This is a genomic window from Streptomyces aureus, assembly GCF_000725495.1.
GTDB lineage: Bacteria > Actinomycetota > Actinomycetes > Streptomycetales > Streptomycetaceae > Streptomyces > Streptomyces aureus_B.
This window is the reverse complement of sequence record NZ_JNZD01000013.1, coordinates 179,661-198,849: the sequence shown is the minus strand read 5'-3', so window position 1 is coordinate 198,849 and position 19,189 is coordinate 179,661. Positions and strand designations below refer to the sequence as shown.

The following is a 19,189-nucleotide window of genomic DNA, read 5'->3' as shown; positions in this document are numbered from 1 at the left end:
GTCGCCCGCGGGGCCCGGCCGTGTGGAGGCGGGCCCGATCACAGGAGCAGGTCGACCACCAGCGGCCGGTGATCCGAGACCGGAGTGCTCGGCGCGTGCGCGCCGGTGACCGCGCCCGGGTCGATCCCGGTGGCCAGGACGTGGTCGAGCTGGACCAGGGGCCGGTGCGCCGGATACGTGGGCGTGCGGGCCAGATCCCGCCAGCCGCGCCGCGCGCCGACACCGGGCCGGCCGGGACGCCCGCCTCCGGGGCCGGACCGGCCGCCGCCCAACGGCCCCGCCGGGCCGAGGACGGTGCGGGGAAGCGCGCCGGGCAGGTTGAAGTCGCCGAGCAGCACCCGGGGGCCGGGCAGATCGGCGGTCCAGGAGCGGACCGCGAGCAACTGGCGGACGTTCCAGCCGGGCACGAACGACAGGTGCAGTGCCACCACGGTGAACGGACCGCGGCTTCCCTCGAGCACCGCGGCGAGTGCGGCCCGGGGCTGGTCCCGCGACACCGTGAGCCCGCGGCGGCCGGGCGTCCGCAGCGGCATGGGGACCGGCGCCGGGGCCAGCCGCCGCGCCCTCCAGTGGAGTACGGGCAGCCGGGACAGCAGGGCGACACCGTGCGAGGGCGCCCCCTCGCCCGCCTCGGCCTCGCGCGGACCGTACACGCGCAGGCCGGGCTCGGACGGCTCCGGGACCCAGCCACCGCCCGGCCGCGCCATGCCGTGGAACGCGGACGCGTAGCGCCAGTGGGGTGCGCCGGCCCCCATGGCCGCGGCGAACGCCTGGTCCACCCCGCCCGACCGCTCCTGCAGCCGGTCCACCTCCTGCAGGGCCACCACGTCGGCGTCCAGCGACGCGACGGCGCGAGCGAGCGGTCCGGCGGGGCCGTCGGCCGCCCGCACGGAGACGGGGCTGCCGTCCACCAGCGTCCGGCCGTGCAGCACGTTGAACGTCGCGAACCGCACCCGCCCGGAGCGCGCGAGGCCGGGGCGACCCGTCTCGGAAGGTGTCATGACCGCGACCGTAGCGCGCCCCCGCACACCACGCCCTGAAAGCTGGTGTGCGGCGCGGGGCCCGTCGCGGCCCGGCTCACCAGCCCCGCAAGGTGTTCGCCCGGCTCATCGACCCGGCAGAGTTCTCGCCCCGCTCAAGCCCGGCAGGGTGCTCACCCCGCTCACCGGCCCGCCACGGTGCTCGCCCCGCGCACCGGCCCGGCAGGGTGTCGCTCACCAACCCGGCAGGGTTCCGGCCAGCAGCTGGACCAGGTCTCCCGTCGCGTCGGCCGCGCCCAGTGCCGGCAGGGCTCCGAGTGCGAGGACCGCCGCGCCGACGGACCTCATGACCGGCGGCGGAGCCGTCCGCAGGGCCGCGATCCGGCGGGTGACGGCGTGCTCGGAGAAGTGCAGGGCGCATCCCGGGCGGGCCCGCTGGGAGACGAGCGCGGCACGCGCCAGGGCGCGGGCCGTCGTGTTCCGGTCGCCGACGGCGGACGCCGCCTCCTCGTCGGCCCAGCGCTCCAGCAGGAAGGCGACAGTGTCACGGACGGGGGTGAGCAGCGGGTTCGCCGCCGCGGCCAGGGCCACGGCGGTCGAGAGCACCGCGTGCCGGTGCGTCAGATGGGCGCGCTCGTGCGCGAGCAGGACCCGTCGCTCGGCGGGTTCCAGCGCACTGAGCATCGCGGCCGTGACCAGGATCCGGCCCGGTCTGCCGGGGATCGCGAAGGCTTGCGGGCTCGGCGAGGCAGCAACGACGAGTTCGCTGTCCGGGGGGTGTCCCTCGCACAGTCGGTGCAGCACCCGGCGGGTTGCGAGGTGTGCGCGCACCACACGACGGACGCGGTGTCCGACCACGGCGAGCGCGGCCACCGCCAGGACGGCGACGGTCTCAGGAACGGGCTCGGGCAGGATCCGGCCCTCCTCGCCCGCCTCGGCGATCACCGCGGGCGCCTGGTCGACCAGGGTGGCGCCGAGCAGCAGCAGCGCCCAGGTGGAGGCGGCCGCGGTCAGCGCGGCGGCCGTGACGAGGACGCGGGCCGCGAGGCCCGGCGACACCCGCCGGCCGACCGCCGGGGCGACCGAGGCGAGGAGCAGCGCCAGCACGAGCGGGACGTACACGTCGATCCTCACGGCCCGGTCCCTCCCAGGAGGTCGCGCAGGGCTTCCTCCTCCTGGCGGCTGAGGCCGGTGACGAACTGCTGCAGGGCCGCGATCGGGTCGGGTCCGCGGTCGAGCGCCTCGTGCATGGCCTCGGCGGTCAGCTGCGCCGCGTTCTTCGCGGGGCGGTAGGCGCCGCGGCGGCCGTCAACGTCCCGCAGCACCAGACCCTTGTCGTACAGACGTTTGAGGATGGTGTGCACCGTGTTGTAGGCGAGTCCGCCGCCGATCTCGGTCTGGATCTCGGCGGGCGTCAGGGCGTCGTCGGTGGCCCACAGGGTGGCGAGGACCTCGCTCTCCAGCTCGCCCGCGCTGCGCCGTTCCGCCCTTCCGTGGGGACCTGTGCCAGCCATGCCCGTCACCTTACAGCGCGTAGTCAAGGCCGGAACGGCGCCGGTCCGGGGCCGGTGCCGCGACCCGTGACGGGGCCCGTGTCGCGCTCCGTTCGGGCACGCCCGCCGCAGGCGCACGTCCCCCGGATGCCCGTCGTGTGCGGCATCTTGTTCCGGTGGGCGGTAGTTTGTCCGTGATTCCCTGGGTCACCGCTTCACCCTACGTCTTGTAGGGTGAAAAAACCCTACAGCGTGTAGGGCTGAAGGGTGGACGATGGCCAAGACCCTGAACGTCCCGCTCATCGGCACCCGGCGCCCCCGGTCGCCGGACGGGACGGTCCGAGCGCTCCGGCACCCCGGTGGCCTGGGCCCGCTCGCCCTGGTCGCGGCCGCCTTCGTCCTGGCCCAGCTGGTTCTCGTGCGCCCCGGGATGGGTCTCGGCTGGGACGAGACCGTGTACGTCAGCCAGGTCTCCCCGCACGCCCCCGCCGCCTTCTTCAGCGCGCCCCGGGCCCGCGGGGTCCCCCTGCTCGTCGCACCCGTCGCCGCCTGGTCGTCCTCCACCCCGCTGCTGCGGATCTACCTCGCCCTGCTCTCCGGACTCGGCCTCTTCGTGGCCCTGCGCGTCTGGCGCGGACTGTTCCCGGTCCGGGTCGTCGCCCTGGCGGGCGCCCTCTTCGCGACGCTGTGGGTGACCCTCTTCTACGGGCCGCAGGCCATGCCCAACTACTGGGTCGCGATCGGCGCCCTGGTCTGCGTCGGCTGTTTCCTGCGCGCGCAGGCGGGGGGCCGCGACCGCGCGGCGCTGTGGGGGACCGGACTCGGCGCCGCGCTGATGGCGTGGATGCGGCCCCCGGACGCGGTCTGGGTGACGCTGCCCCTGCTCGTCCTCGCCGTGGCGGCCCCCCGGTGGCGCCGGGCCCGGCCGCTGCTCGCCCTGGTCGGCGGCCTGCTGGCCGGGGCGGCCGAGTGGATCGTCGAGGCGTACGTGTCCTACGGCGGCCTGGGGCAACGGCTCTCCGACGGTTCTCGCATCCAGGGCGGCCTCGGCTGGAACATCGCCGTCGGCGACCAGATGCGCAGCCTGGGCGGACGCGTGCTGTGCCGTCCCTGCAACGGCGGGATGCCGAACCCCGTGGTGATGACGTGGTGGTTCGTCCTGCCGCTGATCGCCGCCCTCGGCCTGGTGATCGCTTTCAGGGCCCGCCGTCCGGCACCCACCCTGCTCCTTCTGGCCTGCGCCACGACGGCCGGGATCCCCTACCTCTTCATGATCGGGTACGCGGCCCCGCGCTTCCTGCTGCCGCTCTACGCCCTCGCCGCGATCCCCGTCGCCGACGCCCTCGTCCATCTGGTGACCGCCCGCGGCGGCCGGTGGCGGCCGGTGCTCGTGACGCTGGTGGCCGCCGGTCTCGCCGGGCATCTGGCGGTCCAGTTCGCGGTGCTCCAGGCCACCGTGCGGCGCACCACCGACAGCCACCACGGCTGGGCGGTCACGGCGGCGACGCTGCACCGGCTCGGCGTGCGGCCGCCCTGCGCGCTGACCGGCAACCAGTCCGTGCCCATCGCCTTCTACGCGGGCTGCTCCTCCGTCGCGACCGGCGGCCACAACGCCAACGCCACCGCGGCGGGCATCACGCGCTCCGCCCGGCACATGCCGGTCGCCGTCGTCACCGCGCCGGGAGCCGAGCCGCCCGGATACGCCCGCGCCTGGGCACCCCACCGGGCCGGTGACGTCGACGTCTACGTGTCGCCGGGAGCGGGGAACCGGACACCGTGAGACTTCCGTCGAGAACACCCACGGACGCGCCCACGGACCGGGTACGGGCGGCCCGCCGTGGCCGGGCCGCCGGCACCGCCCGGGTCCCGGGCGGTGGGCCCGGGGCCACCCCGGCCGGCATCACGGCCGGGAGCGGGCCGGCCGGCGGTGTCGACCAGGCCGACGCGGTCCCCGGCCCGTCGTCCGGCGGCCCCGGGCCGTTACCGCCCGGACCCCTCCCCGGCCCGGGCGCGCCGTCGTCGCCCGCGGTCGAGTGCGATGGGAGTGCCACCGGCAGGCGGCCGTCCGGGCGGGACCGGCGGATGGGCTGGCACGCGCTGCTCTCGCTGCTCGTGCTGCTGTGCGCCGCGTTCCTCGCCCACCGGCACTGGCCGGTGATCGCGGCGGGGGCCGCCCGGCTCACCCACGCCGACCGGGGCTGGTTGCTGGTCGCGACCGCCGCCACCCTGGCGACCTGGGCGTGCTCGGCCCTCGCCCAGCAGGGCGCGGTGCCGGAACCGCTGCCCGCCGGACGGCTGGTGGCGGTGCAGTTCGCGGCCGCCTCCGCCAACCACGTACTGCCCTCGGGGCTCGGCGCGGGCGCCGTGAACCTGCGGTTCCTGACCCGCTGCGGACTGCCCCTCACCCGTTCCGCGACCGCCCTCGCCGTCAAGGCCTGCGCGGGAACCGTGGTCCGTGCCCTACTGATCGGCGGCCTCGCCCTGGCCTGCCCCGGGGCGCTGCGACCGCCCAGGCCGGCGGCGAGCGCCTGGACCGTGGCCAGCTGGGCGGCCGCCGCCGTGGCCGTGGCCGTCGCCGCGGCCCTGCTGGCGAGGCCACTGCGGCGGGCGGTGCGCTGTGTGCTCCGCGACGTCCGCGCCGTGCACGAACTCCCCGCACGGGCCGCCGCGCTGTGGGGCGGCTCGCTCGCCTTCGCGGCGCTGCACGCCACCGTGGTGATCGCCGTCGGGCAGGCCGTCGGACTGCCGCTGTCCCCGGCCCGGGTGGCCCTCGTCTACCTCGCCGCGAGCAGCGCCGCCGTGCTGCTGCCGACTCCGGGCGGCCTCGGCTCCCTGGACGCCGCCCTCGCGCTCGCCCTGACACTCGCGGGCGCGCCGGGCGACGCGGCGGCTTCCACCGTGCTCGGATACCGGCTGCTCACCGTATGGCTCCCGCTGATCCCGGGGCTGGTCGCGCTGGGCGTGCTGATCCGCCGCCGCGTGCTGTGAACCCCCCGGGGGGCACGGGCGTACGACGGTCAGGAACCGTTCAGGCGCCCGCTGACAGCCTCGAACCCATGAGCGCCCGCCGACAGCCTCGAACCGATGAGCTACGAGACGACGGAGCCTCAGGGACTCCCGAGGCGCCCGGCCGCGGCGCCCCGCACCGGGTCTCCGCCGTGCTGTTCGCCCTCGCGATCGGCGCGGTCGCCGTGGCGCACTTCGCCCTCGGCCTGAACGCCGTGCTCAGCACCTGACCGCGTACGTCCTGACCCGGCCGCTGGGCGCGTCGGTCGGCGACCACCTCGCGCAGCCGACCGGAGACGGCGGCGGTCTGGGCCTGGGCACCGTCGTCACCCGTGTGCTGTTCCTGACCGTGATCCTCGGGCTGGTGGTCTTCCTCGCGATCGCCCGGCGGGACGTGTCCGCCGCCGACCGGTCCGCCCTCCGGGCGAACTGAGCGCGGGCCGCTCCCGTCGGGCCGCCCTCACCCCGCCGGGAGCCCGACCACGAAGGTCGCGCCCGGGGTGCCCGCCTCCTCGTGGTGGACCTCGCCGCCCGCGGACCGGGCCAGGCGCCGCGCCAGCGGCAGCCCGAGGCCCGCTCCGCCGTGTCCGTCCCCGGGATCGGCGCGCCGCCCCGGCAGGAAGAGGTACGGCGCGAACGACGCCGGGACGCCCGGTCCGTCGTCGCCGACCTCCACCCGGACGCCGCCGGGGCGCGCCGCGGCCCGGATCACGACCCGGGAGCGGGCGTGCCGCAGCGCGTTGTCGAGCAGCGGGCTGACGATCCGCTCCAGCAGGGCGTCCGGCACCCCGGCCACCAGCCCCGCGTCCGGACCCTCGACGGCGATCTCCACCTCCGGCGGGGCCGCCGCGGCCCGGTCCGCGAGCCGGCGCAGCACGGGCACCACCTCGCCGGTGCCCGGTACGGCGGCGGCGCTGTCGCGGGCGTCGTCCAGCAGCGTGTCGCAGATCGTGCGCATGGAAAGGGCCGCGTCCGCCACCGCCTCGTGCGCCGCCCGGGTCTCCTCGGCCGACCGCGGCCGCGACCGCAACCAGTCGAGCTCGGCGATGATCCGGGCGAGTGGGTTGCGCAGTTCGTGCGACAGCTCCCGGGTGAGCTGGCGCTCATGGCGCAGCAGGGCCCGGATGCGGTCGAGCAGCGCGTCCAGCGATCCGCCCAGCCGGGCGAGTTCGTCGGGCCGGGCGACGCTCCCGAAGCGTTCCTCGGAGGCCACGGCGCTCCACCGGGTCGCCTGGTCGGTCATGGTGCGCACGGGACGCAGGGCGCGCCCCACCGCGAGCCGGGTGAGCGCGTACGTGCAGGCGAGCATGACGGCGTCCAGGGCGAGCGAGGCGAAGAGCAGGGTGTCGGCCGAAGCGCGGTAGGGGGACAGGTCGAGCGCGGTGACGACGGTCGCCCCCGTCCCTTCCCCCGGCACCGGCCGCGCGCACAGCCGGACCGGGCCGTGCCCGCCGGAGGTGACGCAGCCCGTCCCGCCCCGGGCGGCGAGTGCGCCGGCCGCGCGGGTGAGCCGGCCCGTGGCCGAGGCCGACGGGGGCCGTTCCAGGAGCCGGCCGCCCGCGTAGATCCACACGTTCGCGTCGAGCAGTTCCTCGCCCGGGGTCTCCAGGAGGCGGACCCGGGGGCCGCTGGTGTCGACGGTCGCGGCGACGGCGGTGCCCCGGGTGCGCAGTTCGTCGTCCGCCTGGTGCTGGAGCCGCTGGCGCACGACCGTGTTGAACGCCACCGTGAGGATCACCATCAGCAGGGTGGCCGTCGTCAGCGCGACCAGCGAGAGCCGGCCCCGCAGGGTCCCCGGCCGCCGCCGCAGGACACGTTCGCCACAGGACACGGCCCGCGCCCCGGAAACCGCGGGGAGCCCGTTTCCGGAGGCGGCCGGGGACACGGCCCCGGAACCCGGCGCGGACCGAAGCCGCGCGGGGGAGTGGTCCCGGCTCATGACAGCCGGTGTCCGATGCCCCGGGCGGTGGTGACCGTCAGCTCGCTGCCGCCGTCGCGGAGCTTGCGGCGCAGCCGGGTCAGATACTGGTCCAGCGTGTTGTCGCTGACCTGCGCTCCCTCCGGCCAGCCGGCCCGGGTCAGCTCCCGCCGGCCGACGATCGCCCCGGACGCGGCGACGAGCGCGGCCAGCAGACGGAACTCCGTCGGGGTCAGCGCGACCTGGTGCCCCCGCACGGTCAGGGTGTGCGCGACCGGGTCGAGGACCAGGTCGCCGGCGGTGCCCGACGGCCCCGGTCCGGCGCGCTTGAGGGCCGCCCGCAGCCGGGCCGCCAGCTCGGTCAGATGGAACGGCTTGGGCAGATAGTCGTCGCCCCCGGCCGCGAAGCCGGCCAGCCGGTCGGTGAGGTGGTCGTGGGCCGTCAGGAAGATCACGGGGGAGAGGAAGCCGTTGGCCCGGATCGCCTGGCACACGTCCCGTCCGTCGGCGTCGGGCAGGCCGACGTCCAGGACGGCCGCGTCGATGCCGTCCCCGGCCAGCCGCAGCGCGGTCGCGCCGTCCTGGGCCGGCACGGTGTCGAAGCCCTCGTCCCGCAGCCCGCGCCGCAGGACGTCACGCAGCGCGTGGTCGTCCTCGACGACCAGGATCCGCCGGCGCATACGGCCCGCTCACCCGCTCTTCGCGAGCCGGGGGGCCAGGAGCAGGGCTCCGAGCCGCGAGGCCGCCAGCGGGTGTCCGGAGAGGTCGGGCAGCCGCGGCAGGAACGCCGCCAGGGCCATCGCGACCAGGGTGCCGACGAGCACACCCGCCGCCACGTCGTGCGGATAGTGCACCCCCACCCAGACCCGCGAGGCGGCCATCGCGCCGGCGGCCACGAGGGCCACGGTGCCCAGGCGCCGGGAGATGTAGAACAGCGCGACGGCCGCAGCGGCCGCGATCGCCGCGTGGTTGCTCGGGAACGACCAGTCGCCGTGGGCGGGACAGGCCTCCAGCGTCGCCACCTTCAGGCTCTGGCACGGCCGGTCCTCGCGCACCAGCGACTTCACGCCGAGGTCGGCCAGGTACGCCACGACCACGACGACCGGCACGGCCAGCGCCGCCAGCGCGGCCCGGGGGCTTTGCCGCCGGGCCCGCCACCACGCCAGCACCATCAGCACGGCGAACAGGCCGAGCCCGTAGGACGACCAGAAGGACACGAGGCCGTCGAACCAGGAGGGGGACTCCTGCGCGAGACCGGTGACGTACCGGTAGGAGGATCCGTCGATCGCGGATCCGTCGAATGCCAGGATCATCCCCGGACCTCCTCCTCGTTCGTGGCGCCCCGCCGGCGCGAGCGGTACAGCTCGGCGGCGAGAGGGGCCAGGGACACCAGCACGATGACGGCGACGATCGGGAGCAGATAGCGGTCGACGTTCGGGATCGAGGAGCCCAGCGCGTACCCGGCGAGGGTCAGGCCGAGGCTCCAGACCAGGCCGCCGGCCACCTGCCACACGGTAAAGGTCCGCACCGGCACGCCCAGGGCACCCGCCATCGGGTTCAGCACCGTACGCACGACGGGGACGAAGCGGGCCAGCACGATCGCCTTGGCGTGGCCGTACCGCCCGAGGAGTTCCTCGGCGCGGTGCGCGCCCGCCGTCAGCCGGGGGGAGGAACCGCGGGCGAGCAGGGCGCCGCCCGCCTTCCGGCCGATCAGATAACCCGTCTGGGCGCCGACGAGCGCACCCACGGCCGCGGCGATCAGCAGCGGGGGCAGGGACAGCTTCAGGCCGTGCTGCCCGGACCCGGTGCAGAGCAGCCCCGCCGTGAACAGCAGCGAGTCGCCGGGCAGGAAGAAGCCGATCAGCAGGCCGGTCTCCGCGAACATCACCACGCCCACGCCCAGCACACCGAAGGCGGCGAGCAGGGACTGCGCGCTGAGAATATTCACGGCGAGGTCGGACGCTGTGAACAATGGTGCGGCCATCGTCGCGGTCCCTCTCATACTGGAAGGGGCGGGCACGGTCGAGACGCCCGACTGACTACAATTCTGTAGACGGTCTACTGAACTGTAGACGATGGCGGGGTGAGGAACGTTCCCATGGGCAGTGACAAGGACGAACGCCGGCCGGCCGGCGAGCTGGAGGCCAGCGTGATGGCGGCCCTCTGGGCCGCGGGCGTGCCGCTCACGCCGGGACGCGTGCAGAGCGAGCTGGACTCGGGCCTGGCCCGCACGACGGTGACGACGATCCTCTCCCGGCTCCACGAGAAGGGCATCGTCGGCCGCGAGCGGCTGGGCCGCGGCTACGCCTACTTCCCCGTCCAGGACCCGCACGGCCTCACCGCGCGCCGCATGCACACCGAACTCGACCGCGACGACGACCGCGGGACCGCGCTCGCCCGCTTCGTCGCCCAGCTCAGCCCCGACGACGAGCGCCTCCTGCGGGACCTGCTGGAGCCGGACCTCGACGTGCGTCCGGAACCGGGGGAAGGATGATCCTTCTCCTGATGGTCCCCCTGCTGGTCCCCTTCGCGCTGGGGCCGGTGGCCCGCCGCTGCCTGGACCGGCTCACCCCCGTGGCCGCCCTCTGGTCGGTGACCCTCGCGCTCGTCGTGCTGGCCGGGGCCTCCGTCGCCTCGCTGGGCGCGCTGGTCCTGACGGGACTGCTCAAGGTGCCGCTGTTCGCCGGCCTCGGCGACCTCGTCCACCCGCTGCGCACCGCCTCGGACCTCGTCGTCCTGCCCGCGGCCGCCGCCGCGACCGGGGTGCTCACCGTGGGCGCCTGGACCGTCGTCCGCTCGGCCCTGCGCCAGCTGCGCGCCTTCCGCAGCGCGCGCCACCAGGCCGACCGCCGTCCCGCCGCGGGCGACCTGTGCGTCATCGAGTCTCCGCACCCCGACGCCTACGCGCTCCCGGGCCGGCCGCACCGCATCGTGGTCACCACCGCGATGCTGCGCAGCCTCGGCGCGGACGAGCGCGAGGCCCTCTTCGCCCACGAGCGGGCCCACAACGCGGGCGGCCACCACCGCTTCCTCGTCGTGGCCGAGCTCGCGGCCCATTGCCACCCGGGACTGCGCGGCGTCCGCGCGAGCGTCGCGCTCGCGGCGGAGCGCGCCGCGGACGAGGCCGCGGCACTCGCCGTCGGGGACCGCAGACTGACCGCCCGGGCCATCGCCCGTGCCGCCCTGGCCGCCGACGGGGCCCGCACCCGGCGCCCCGACTTCGCCGCCGCGGCCACCACGGGCCCCGTCCCCCAGCGGGTCGCCGCCCTTCTCGCCACGCCCCGCCGCCGTCCCCGCGCGGCCGCCCTGATCGCCCTCCTGCTGGCCGCCTGCGCCGCCGTCTCGGCTGGTGCCTCGGGGGCCGGAGTCATCGCCTTCCACCACGAGGTGGAGGTCGCCCAGGGCGAGGAGGCCCGCTGAGCCGAGAAGCCGCCGTCACGCCGCGGGCCGCCGGTCCGGTGCGGGGGAGCCGCCCCTCGCAGGTCGCCGCGCAGGCCGCCGGACACTTCGCCGGACGGCCGCCGGGCGGGAAAGGTTGATGTCGGATTCTCGCCAGCCCCCGCCCTCCGCAGTGCCGGATGCTTGAGGCATGCAGAACGGGATGCACACGGACACGGAGCGCTGCGTGCGTGCCGTCCAGTCGAAGGACGCGCGTTTCGACGGATGGTTCTTCACCGCGGTGACGACGACGAGGATCTACTGCCGGCCCAGCTGCCCGGTCGTACCGCCGAAGCCCCAGAACATGACCTTCTACCCCAGCGCCGCCGCCTGCCAGCAGGCCGGCTTCCGGGCCTGCAAGCGGTGCCGCCCCGACACCAGCCCCGGCTCGCCCGAATGGAACCACCGCGCCGATCTGGTGGCCCGCGCGATGCGGCTGATCGGCGACGGAGTCGTCGACCGCGACGGAGTGCCCGGCCTCGCCGCCCGGCTCGGCTACAGCACCCGCCAGATCGAGCGGCAGCTCCTCGCCGAACTCGGCGCGGGACCCCTGGCGCTCGCCCGCGCCCAGCGCGCCCAGACGGCCCGGCTGCTCATCGAGACGACACCGCTGCCCATGGCCGAGATCGCCTTCGCCTCCGGCTTCTCCTCCATCCGCACCTTCAACGACACGGTCCGCGAGGTCTTCGCGCTGTCCCCGAGCGAGCTGCGCGCCCGCCTGCCCCGCCACCGGGCCGGAGCCACGGCGGCCCCGGGCCTGCCCGGCGTGCTGAACCTCCGGCTCCCCTTCCGCGCCCCGCTCAACCCCGACAACCTCTTCGGACACCTCGCGGCGACCGCCGTACCCGGGGTGGAGGAGTGGCGCGACGGTGCCTACCGGCGGACCCTGCGGCTGCCGTACGGGCACGGCGTCGCCGCTCTGACACCGATGCCGGACCACATCGCCTGCCGGCTGACCCTCAGCGACCTGCGCGACCTGTCCGTCGCGATCAGCCGCTGCCGCCGCCTGCTGGACCTGGACGCCGACCCGGTGGCGGTCGACGACCAGCTGCGCACGGACCCGCTGCTGGCCCCGCTCGTCGACAAGGCCCCCGGGCGCCGGGTGCCGCGCACGGTCGACGAGGCCGAGTTCGCCGTACGGGCGGTGCTCGGACAGCAGGTCTCCACCGCCGCCGCGCGCACCCACGCCGCCCGCCTGGTCACCGCCCACGGCTATCCGGTCGACGACCCGGAAGGCGGCCTCACCCATCTGTTCCCCGCGCCGGCGGCGCTCGCGGCCCTCGACCCCGAGTCGCTCGCGATGCCGCGCACACGGCGCGCCACCTTCACCACGCTGGTGGGCCAACTCGCCGACGGAACCCTGCACCTGGGAGTGGAGAGCGACTGGGAGCAGGCCAGGGAGCGGCTTCTCGCGCTCCCCGGGTTCGGCCCCTGGACCGCCGACGTGATCGCGATGCGCGCCCTCGGCGACCCCGACGCCTTCCTGCCCACCGACCTCGGGGTCCGGCGCGCCGCGCAGAACCTGGGGCTCCCGTCCACCCCCGCCGCGCTCACGGCCCGGGCCGCTTCCTGGCGACCCTGGCGGGCCTACGCCGTCCAGTACCTGTGGGCCACGGACACCCACCCCATCAACTTCCTGCCGACGCAGACCGGCGGCCCCGGGCCCGCGCGCCCCGCGACGTCCGGCTCCCCGGCGGCGACGCCCGGGACCCGTCCCCCGCGCGCCGCGCGCACTCCGGCCGCCGCCCGCACCCCACGTACCCCCCGCACCGCACGCACCGAGGACGCCCAGTGAAACGGCACACGGTCATCGACAGCCCCTACGACCCCCTGACGCTCGTCGCCGACGACGACGGTGTCCTGTGCGGCCTCCACATGGTCGGCCAGCGCCACCGCCCGCCCGAGGAGACCTTCGGCGAGCGCGACGACACCCTTTTCGACGAGGTGACGGAACAGCTCGACGCCTACTTCGCGGGCGAGTTGAAGGAGTTCACCGTCGAACTGCGCCTGCACGGAACACCGTTCCAGCGCAGCGTCTGGGACCAGCTCCGGCGGATCCCCTACGGCGAGACCCGTTCGTACGGCGAACTCGCCGAAGCCCTCGGCAACATGGGCGCCTCCCGCGCCGTCGGCCTCGCCAACGGCAAGAACCCGGTCGGGATCATCGTGCCCTGCCACCGGGTGATCGGCGCGAGCGGAAGCCTCACCGGCTACGGCGGCGGCCTCGACCGCAAGCGTCAACTCCTGGACTTCGAGAGCGGATCCGCGCTCTTCTGACCTCGAAACGTCTTGGTAACGGACGGCAACCCTTGCCGGGCCGCGGCGGTCTGAACCGCTATGAAGATCTCCTTTCTGCTCCACAACGCCTACGGGATCGGGGGCACGATCAGCACCACCTTCAACCTGGCCCGCGCGCTCACCGCGCGCCACGAGGTGGAGATCGTCTCCGTCCTGCGCCACCGCGAGCATCCGACCCTGTCACTGGATCCCGGAGTCGCCTTACGGTCGCTGGTGGATCTGAGGCAGGAAGAGGAGCATCCGTCGCACCGGATACCGGCGCGGGTATTCCCCCGCGCCGAGTACCGGTACCGGCAATACAGCGAGTTGACCGACCGGAGGATCGGCGACCACCTCGCGGCGACGGACGCCGACGTGGTGGTCGGGACCCGGCCCGGGCTCAACGTGCAGCTCGCCCTCCAGGCCCCGCGGCACCTCGCGCGCGTCGGCCAGGAGCACCTCACTCTTGACGGCCATCCGCCCCGGCTGCGTTCCGCCCTGCGCCGGGCCTACCGCCGGCTGGACACGCTCACGACCGTCACCGAGGCGGACGCCGGCGCCTACCGGCGCACGATGCCGCTGCCCGGAGTCCGCGTCGAGGCACTCCCCAACAGCGTGCCCGAGTCCCTGATCCCGCCCGCCGACGGCAGCGCCAAGGTGATCGTCGCGGCCGGCCGTCTGGTCCCCGTCAAGCGGTACGACCTGCTCATCGAGGCCTTCGCCCAGGTCGCCGCGGAGCACCCCGACTGGAAGCTGCGCATCTACGGCAAGGGCGACGAGCACGACCGGCTCCGCCGGCTCGTCGCGGACCTCGGCCTGTACGACAGCGTCCTCCTCATGGGCACGGCGACCCCCATGGAAGCGGAGTGGGTCAAGGGCTCGATCGCGGTGACGGCCTCCGACTACGAGGCGTTCGGCATGACCATCATCGAGGCGATGAGCTGCGGCCTGCCCGTGGTGAGCACCGACTGCCCGCACGGACCGGGCGAGATCATCCAGGACGGCGTCGACGGCCGGCTCGTGCCTGCCGGGGACCGCGACGCGCTCGGCGCGGCCCTGCGCGAACTGGTCCGCGACGAGGAGTGGCGCCTGCGCGCGGGCCGCGCGGCCCGCGCCAACGCACAGCGCTACGCCCCCGGCCCCGTCGTCACCCGGGCCGAACGCCTCTTCGCCGAGGCCGTGTCGGCGAGAAGGGCGGGCCGGCCGGTCCTGCGGGAACGCACCGGTGTCCGCCGGGCCCTGGCGGGCCGGGGCTTCGCCCTGCGCGACGCCGCGCACGGCGCGAGCGACCGCGTGCTGCGCACCCTGCGGGGGCGGGCATGAGCGGCGACGGGGCGACGCGCCCGGTGAACGGTGAGGACACGACGGGCTCGCCGAGCGGTGAGGAGTGGACGGGCTCGCCGAGCGGTGAGGAGTGGACGGGCTCGCTGAGCGGTGAGGAGTGGACGGGCTCGCTGAGCGGTGAGGAGTCGACGGGCTCGCTGAGCGGCGACGAGGCCACGGGCTCGCTGAGCGGCGACGACACGACGCGCCCCCATGTCGGCTGCGCGATCGACACGGACGGCCGGATCACCTTCGACCTGCCGCCCGGGCCGCCCGAGGGACAGCTCCTGCTGCGGCTGCGACCGAAGAAGGGGCAGCCCGAGAAGACCGTCCACGTCCTCGGCATCGCGTCCGAGGGCGACCGCCGGTACGCCGTCCTGGACGCGGACCCCGTCCTCGCGGAAGGCCGCTGGGACGTGTACCTCCTCGAGGAACCGGGGTCCGGGCGCCGGCGTCCGCGCGCCGGACTGCGAGACGTGCGGGCCCTCGTCGGCGGACACCTTCGCCGGCGGTCCTCCCCGCTGGCCGTCCGGATCCCCTACGTCACCAAGGACGGCCACCTCGCGGTGCGCGCCTGGCTGCGCACCGCCCACGCCGAGGCCGAGGGCATCGACGTCACCGGCCGTTCGATGACGGTCGGCGCCCGGCTGCACGGGGCGTCGCTCGGGGACGGGGCGGCCGTGCACCTGCGGCTGCGGGGCGGCGACACCGTCCGCACGGTGGAGCCCAGTGCGGAGGACGGCGGCCGGGCCTTCTCCTTCACCGTCGACTACGCCGAGCTGGCCGCCGCGACCCCGCCGGGCACGGGCGTCTGGGACGTCTTTCTCCACCCGGCGGCGAAGGCGCCCCGGATCCGCGTCGGCCGGCTCCTCGACGACCTGGCCGACCGCAAGAACATCGTCGTCTACCCCACGGCCGGTCTCGAAGGCGCCGTCCTGCGCCCCTACTACACCGTCGACAACGACCTCTCCGTCGAGGTGAAGCGGCGGCCGTGACCTGTACGGGGTACCGCACTCTTCCTCCCGGGTGACCCCGGTGGCGTGATCCCCGCGACCGCTGGTGTCTGGACGAAGGGAACCCAGGCAGAGAGCGGGAGACCATGGAGCTGAAGTTCAAGCACCTCGCGACACCCCGGGCCGCCGGGGTGGCCGGGGTGGTGTTCGCGGTCCTGACGGCCGCGGCGATCGTGCTCGTCCGTCTCGCCCTGCCCGACGGCGGGGACGGCGTGACCCTTGACGCCGGACAGCGCAACGGCATCCGTACCGCACTGGAACTGGTGCCGTTCTCCGGGATCGCGTTCCTGTGGTTCATGGGCGCCCTGCGCGAACAGGCGGCCCGCGCCGAGGACCGGTTCGTCGCCACCGTGTTCCTCGGCAGCGGCCTCGTCTTCGTCGCCACGCTGTTCGGCGCCGCCGCGGCCGCCGGGACCGTCCTCGGCGAGAGCCAGCAGGGCCCCTCCTTCGGCAGCCACTTCGCCTACGCGCTGCTGACCACGTACGCGATGCGGATGGCGGCCGTGTTCATCATCGCGACCTCGACCATCGGGCGCCGGCGCGGCATCCTCCCGCGCCCGCTCGTCGTGATCGGCTATCTGGCGGGCCTGACCCTGCTCGTGGCCGGAACGGGCCTGCCCTGGTCCGAGCTGGTCTTCCCGGCCTGGGCGCTGCTGCTGAGCCTGAACATCCTGTGGGGCCGGCATCCCGCCGGGGCACCGCCCGCCGCCCCGGCCTGACCGGGCCGCGCCGCTCACTCGAACGGTCCGCTCCTCGTCGCCGCTTCCCGCCCGGCCGCCGAGAGTGGTCGCAGGAGGGTTGACCGGGCCCTTGGAGAGGACCGATCCCGTGGTCAGGATTGCCGTCGATCTGAACCGCTGTCAGGGGTACGCGCAATGCGCGTTCCTCGCTCCGGAGATCTTCGCCATGCACGGCGACGAGGCGCTGCTGTACGACCCCGAGGCCGACGACGCGCCGCGCGAGAAGCTCGACCGGGCCGCCGCGGCCTGCCCGGTCCAGGCCATCCTCGTCGACGCGGTGGAACCCGGCGGCCTGGAGCCCGGCGCCGCGGACGCGCCGGCCGAGGGGGTGTCCCGTGCCCGGTGACGGTTCCCTGGAACAGCTCAAGCGTGAGGGCCGCATCGTCGTCGTCGGCGCCTCGCTGGCCGGTCTGCGGGCCGCCGAGACCCTCCGGGAGAAGGGCTTCGCGGGATCACTGACCATGATCGGCGACGAACCCTGCGAGCCCTACGACCGGCCCCCGCTGTCCAAGCAGGTGCTGCTGGGCCGGGCGAGCGCCGACCGCACCGCGCTGCCCAGGCTCCGCTCCGTCGACGCGACCTGGCGGCTCGGCTCCCCGGCCACCGGCCTGGACATGGCCGCCCGGCGGGTCCGGCTCGCCGACGGCGACGAGGTCCCGTACGACCGTCTGCTGATCGCCACCGGTGTACGGGCGCGGCGCTGGCCCAACGAGGCCGAGGCGGAACTCGACGGCGTCTTCTCGCTGCGCACCCGCGACGACAGCGCCGCCCTCGCACGGCGGCTCGACGCGGGCCCGAAGCGGGTCCTGGTCATCGGGGGCGGATTCACCGGCTCCGAGATCGCCTCCGCCTGCCGCGAACGCGACCTCCCCGTCACCGTCACCGAACGCGGCGCCGCGCCCCTGGTCGGCGCGCTCGGCGGGGTGGTCGGAGCGGTCGCCGCCGAGATGCAGCGCGAGCACGGGGTGGACCTGCGCACCGGGGTCATGGTGACCGCCCTGGAGGGCGACGCCTCGGGACGGGTGCGCGCCGCGCAGCTCTCCGACGGCACCAGCGTGGAGGCCGACGTCGTGGTCGTCTCGCTCGGCGCCCTGCGCAACACCGAATGGCTCGCCGGGTCCGGACTCGGCGCAGGTCCCCGCGGCATCGCCTGCGACGCGGGATGCCGCGCCTTCGACATCCGGGGCATCGTCACCGACGACGTGTACGCGGCCGGTGACGTCGCCCGCTGCCCCCACCCCCTGTTCGGCTACCAGTTCCTGTCCCTGGAGCACTGGGGCAACGCCGTCTCCCAGGCCCGGATCGCGGCGCACAACATGCTCAGCGAGAGCACCGACCGGCTGCCCCACATGGAGGTGCCGTCCTTCTGGTCCTCGCAGTTCGGCGTCAACATCAAGTCGGTCGGGATCCCGTCGATGGGGACGGAGATCCTCATCGCCCAGGGCTCACTGACGGACCACCGGTTCCTCGGCGTCTACGGATACCAGGGGCGCGTCATCGGCGCCGTCGCCTTCGACCACGGCCGGTGGCTGCCGTTCTACCAGGAGCTGATCGAGTCCACCGCGCCGTTCCCGCCGACGTTCGCCACCGTCGACCGGCGCCCCGAGGGACAGCGCCCGCTCGACGCGGACTTCCCCGACCCCTCCGTCCCCACCCACGGCCCCACCGTGACCCTCAGCGGATACTCGCCGGCCGACCGCCGGATGACGTTCACCCCGGCGCACTGACCGCACGGCCACGAGGAGCCTAGGACTCGCCATGACGCAAACGCTGCTGCACCAGATCCTGGACTACGCCAACCGGGCCGATCCGTACCCGCTCTACAAGGAGCTGAGGAAGACCCCGGTCCACCACGAGGCCGACGGGCCGTACGTGGTCAGCACGTACTACGAGATCCGCGGCCTGCTGCACGATCCCCGGGTCAGTTCCGACGCCCGCAACCTGGCCTCGAACGCGGCCGATCCGCTGGCCTCGGAGGCGCCCGCGCAGGAGAGCACCCTCCCGCCGGGCTTCCTGAAGCTCGACCCGCCGGAGCACGACCGGCTGCGGCGCATGACGAACCGGCCCTTCGGCCCGCCGCACTCCCCCCACCGCGTCGACGGGATGCGCGGAGAGCTCCGAGACATCGTCACCGGCCTCATCGACGGCATCGGCGACCCGGAACGCATCGACCTGGTGGAGCAGTTCTCGTATCCCTTCCCGGTGACGGTGATCTGCCGGCTGCTCGGCATCCCCCGTGAGGACGAGGCGCGCTTCCACGTCTGGGCGGACACCCTGGCCGCGAGCCTGGACCCCGACCCGGACGCCGACACCGTCGGCAGGGGCAAGGAGGCGCAGGACGCCCGAATGCAGTTGGGCATGTACCTCGCGGGTCTGATCGAGGAGCGCCGCAAGAACCCCGGGGACGACATGCTCTCCCAGCTGGCGACGGCCCAGGGCGACGACGGTCCGATGACCACGATGGAACTGCTCAGCACCGCCGCGCTGCTGCTCATCGCGGGCCACGAGACCACGGTCAACCTGATCACCAACGGCATGCTGACGCTGCTGCGCCATCCCGACGTCCTCCAGCGGCTGCGCGCCGAGCCGCGGCTGGCGGTGCCCATCGTCGAGGAACTGCTGCGCTACGAGCCGCCGGTGCAGCTGGTGCCCCAGCGCACCACCCTGGCCGACATCGAGCTCCGCGGCGTCACCATCCCCAAGGGCTCCACCCTGTGGCTCGTTCTGGCGTCGGGCAACCGCGACCCCCAGCGCTTCGAGGACCCGGACCGCTTCGACCCGGACCGCCCCGACATCCAGCACCTCGGCCTGGGCAGCGGCATCCACAGCTGCTTCGGCGCGCCGCTGGCCCGGCTGGAGACCCAGTTCGCGCTGGCGGAGCTGGCCAGGAGGCTGGAGAACCCCCGCCTCCTGGACGACCCGCCCCCCTACCGCCAGAACGCCGTCCTGCGCGGACCCCGTCACCTGCACATCGCCTGTGACGGAATCCGCCCCTAGAAGG

The 19,189-nt window shown here is 75.0% G+C and carries 18 protein-coding genes and 2 pseudogenes; 13 read left to right on the top strand and 7 right to left on the bottom strand.

Annotated features, from left to right (window positions below):
- Positions 1-38 precede the first annotated feature (38 nt).
- From IO36_RS19400 to IO36_RS19390, 3 genes are all read right to left on the bottom strand, one after another.
- Positions 39-1,001, bottom strand: a complete 963-nt coding sequence (locus IO36_RS19400; protein ID WP_051900657.1) for an endonuclease/exonuclease/phosphatase family protein — start codon at positions 999-1,001, stop codon at positions 39-41.
- A gap of 213 nt (positions 1,002-1,214) precedes the next feature.
- Positions 1,215-2,114, bottom strand: a complete 900-nt coding sequence (locus tag IO36_RS19395) for a M56 family metallopeptidase (RefSeq protein ID WP_037621522.1) — start codon at positions 2,112-2,114, stop codon at positions 1,215-1,217.
- Entirely contained in the window at positions 2,111-2,494 is a 384-nt protein-coding gene (locus tag IO36_RS19390) for a BlaI/MecI/CopY family transcriptional regulator (RefSeq protein WP_037621521.1), read from the bottom strand. The genes IO36_RS19395 and IO36_RS19390 overlap by 4 nt, the downstream gene beginning before the upstream one ends.
- A 253-nt stretch (positions 2,495-2,747) precedes the next feature.
- Here IO36_RS19390 and IO36_RS19385 point away from each other — a divergent pair, with 253 nt between their 5' ends.
- From IO36_RS19385 to IO36_RS48225, 3 genes and pseudogenes are all read left to right on the top strand, one after another.
- On the top strand, positions 2,748-4,253 hold the full coding sequence (locus IO36_RS19385; RefSeq protein ID WP_037621519.1) for a hypothetical protein: 1,506 nt from the start codon (positions 2,748-2,750) through the stop codon (positions 4,251-4,253).
- A 302-nt stretch (positions 4,254-4,555) separates the two neighbouring features.
- Positions 4,556-5,461: a lysylphosphatidylglycerol synthase transmembrane domain-containing protein gene (locus tag IO36_RS19380; protein ID WP_051900654.1), complete on the top strand. Its 906-nt coding sequence runs from the start codon at positions 4,556-4,558 to the stop codon at positions 5,459-5,461.
- Positions 5,462-5,622: 161 nt separating this feature from the next.
- Positions 5,623-5,912, top strand: a pseudogene (locus tag IO36_RS48225) (hypothetical protein); the annotation flags it as partial.
- Between the two features lie 27 nt (positions 5,913-5,939).
- On the opposite strand, the gene IO36_RS19370 reads toward IO36_RS48225, so the two are convergent.
- The 4 genes from IO36_RS19370 to IO36_RS19355 all read right to left on the bottom strand — a co-directional run bounded on the left by IO36_RS19370 (position 5,940) and on the right by IO36_RS19355 (position 9,381).
- Positions 5,940-7,310, bottom strand: a complete 1,371-nt coding sequence (locus IO36_RS19370) for a sensor histidine kinase (RefSeq protein ID WP_037621516.1) — start codon at positions 7,308-7,310, stop codon at positions 5,940-5,942.
- Between the two features lie 104 nt (positions 7,311-7,414).
- A complete protein-coding gene (locus IO36_RS19365; RefSeq protein WP_037621515.1) occupies positions 7,415-8,077 on the bottom strand; it encodes a response regulator transcription factor in 663 nt (220 codons plus the stop codon).
- A 9-nt stretch (positions 8,078-8,086) separates the two neighbouring features.
- Complete coding sequence (locus IO36_RS19360; protein WP_037621514.1) at positions 8,087-8,710, bottom strand: phosphatase PAP2 family protein; 624 nt, start codon at positions 8,708-8,710, stop codon at positions 8,087-8,089.
- Complete coding sequence (locus IO36_RS19355) at positions 8,707-9,381, bottom strand: DedA family protein (RefSeq protein WP_037621512.1); 675 nt, start codon at positions 9,379-9,381, stop codon at positions 8,707-8,709. The genes IO36_RS19360 and IO36_RS19355 overlap by 4 nt, the downstream gene beginning before the upstream one ends.
- Before the next feature lie 114 nt (positions 9,382-9,495).
- On the opposite strand from IO36_RS19355, the gene IO36_RS19350 reads away from it, so the two are divergent.
- From IO36_RS19350 to IO36_RS19305, 10 genes and pseudogenes are all read left to right on the top strand, one after another.
- Positions 9,496-9,891, top strand: coding sequence for a BlaI/MecI/CopY family transcriptional regulator (locus IO36_RS19350; protein ID WP_037621511.1), 396 nt, complete (start codon positions 9,496-9,498; stop codon positions 9,889-9,891).
- On the top strand, positions 9,888-10,817 hold the full coding sequence (locus IO36_RS19345) for a M48 family metalloprotease (RefSeq protein ID WP_037621510.1): 930 nt from the start codon (positions 9,888-9,890) through the stop codon (positions 10,815-10,817). The genes IO36_RS19350 and IO36_RS19345 overlap by 4 nt, the downstream gene beginning before the upstream one ends.
- 169 nt (positions 10,818-10,986) lie before the next feature.
- Positions 10,987-12,477: pseudogene (locus tag IO36_RS19340) on the top strand (DNA-3-methyladenine glycosylase 2 family protein); the annotation flags it as partial.
- Positions 12,478-12,626: 149 nt separating this feature from the next.
- Positions 12,627-13,112 carry a methylated-DNA--[protein]-cysteine S-methyltransferase gene (locus IO36_RS19335; protein ID WP_037621509.1) on the top strand — a complete coding sequence of 162 codons (486 nt, stop codon included), beginning with the start codon at positions 12,627-12,629 and terminating at the stop codon, positions 13,110-13,112.
- Between the two features lie 60 nt (positions 13,113-13,172).
- Positions 13,173-14,435: a glycosyltransferase family 4 protein gene (locus tag IO36_RS19330; protein ID WP_037621507.1), complete on the top strand. Its 1,263-nt coding sequence runs from the start codon at positions 13,173-13,175 to the stop codon at positions 14,433-14,435.
- Positions 14,432-15,430: a hypothetical protein gene (locus IO36_RS19325; protein ID WP_342455122.1), complete on the top strand. Its 999-nt coding sequence runs from the start codon at positions 14,432-14,434 to the stop codon at positions 15,428-15,430. The genes IO36_RS19330 and IO36_RS19325 overlap by 4 nt, the downstream gene beginning before the upstream one ends.
- A gap of 104 nt (positions 15,431-15,534) precedes the next feature.
- Complete coding sequence (locus IO36_RS19320; RefSeq protein ID WP_037621506.1) at positions 15,535-16,167, top strand: hypothetical protein; 633 nt, start codon at positions 15,535-15,537, stop codon at positions 16,165-16,167.
- Positions 16,168-16,276: 109 nt separating this feature from the next.
- Positions 16,277-16,534 (top strand): ferredoxin, encoded by a 258-nt coding sequence (locus IO36_RS19315; RefSeq protein ID WP_037621504.1) that lies wholly within the window; start codon positions 16,277-16,279, stop codon positions 16,532-16,534.
- Positions 16,524-17,915, top strand: coding sequence for an NAD(P)/FAD-dependent oxidoreductase (locus IO36_RS19310; RefSeq protein ID WP_037621503.1), 1,392 nt, complete (start codon positions 16,524-16,526; stop codon positions 17,913-17,915). Before IO36_RS19315 ends, IO36_RS19310 begins: the two co-directional genes overlap by 11 nt.
- 31 nt (positions 17,916-17,946) lie before the next feature.
- Positions 17,947-19,185: a cytochrome P450 gene (locus IO36_RS19305; RefSeq protein ID WP_037621501.1), complete on the top strand. Its 1,239-nt coding sequence runs from the start codon at positions 17,947-17,949 to the stop codon at positions 19,183-19,185.
- Positions 19,186-19,189 lie beyond the last annotated feature (4 nt).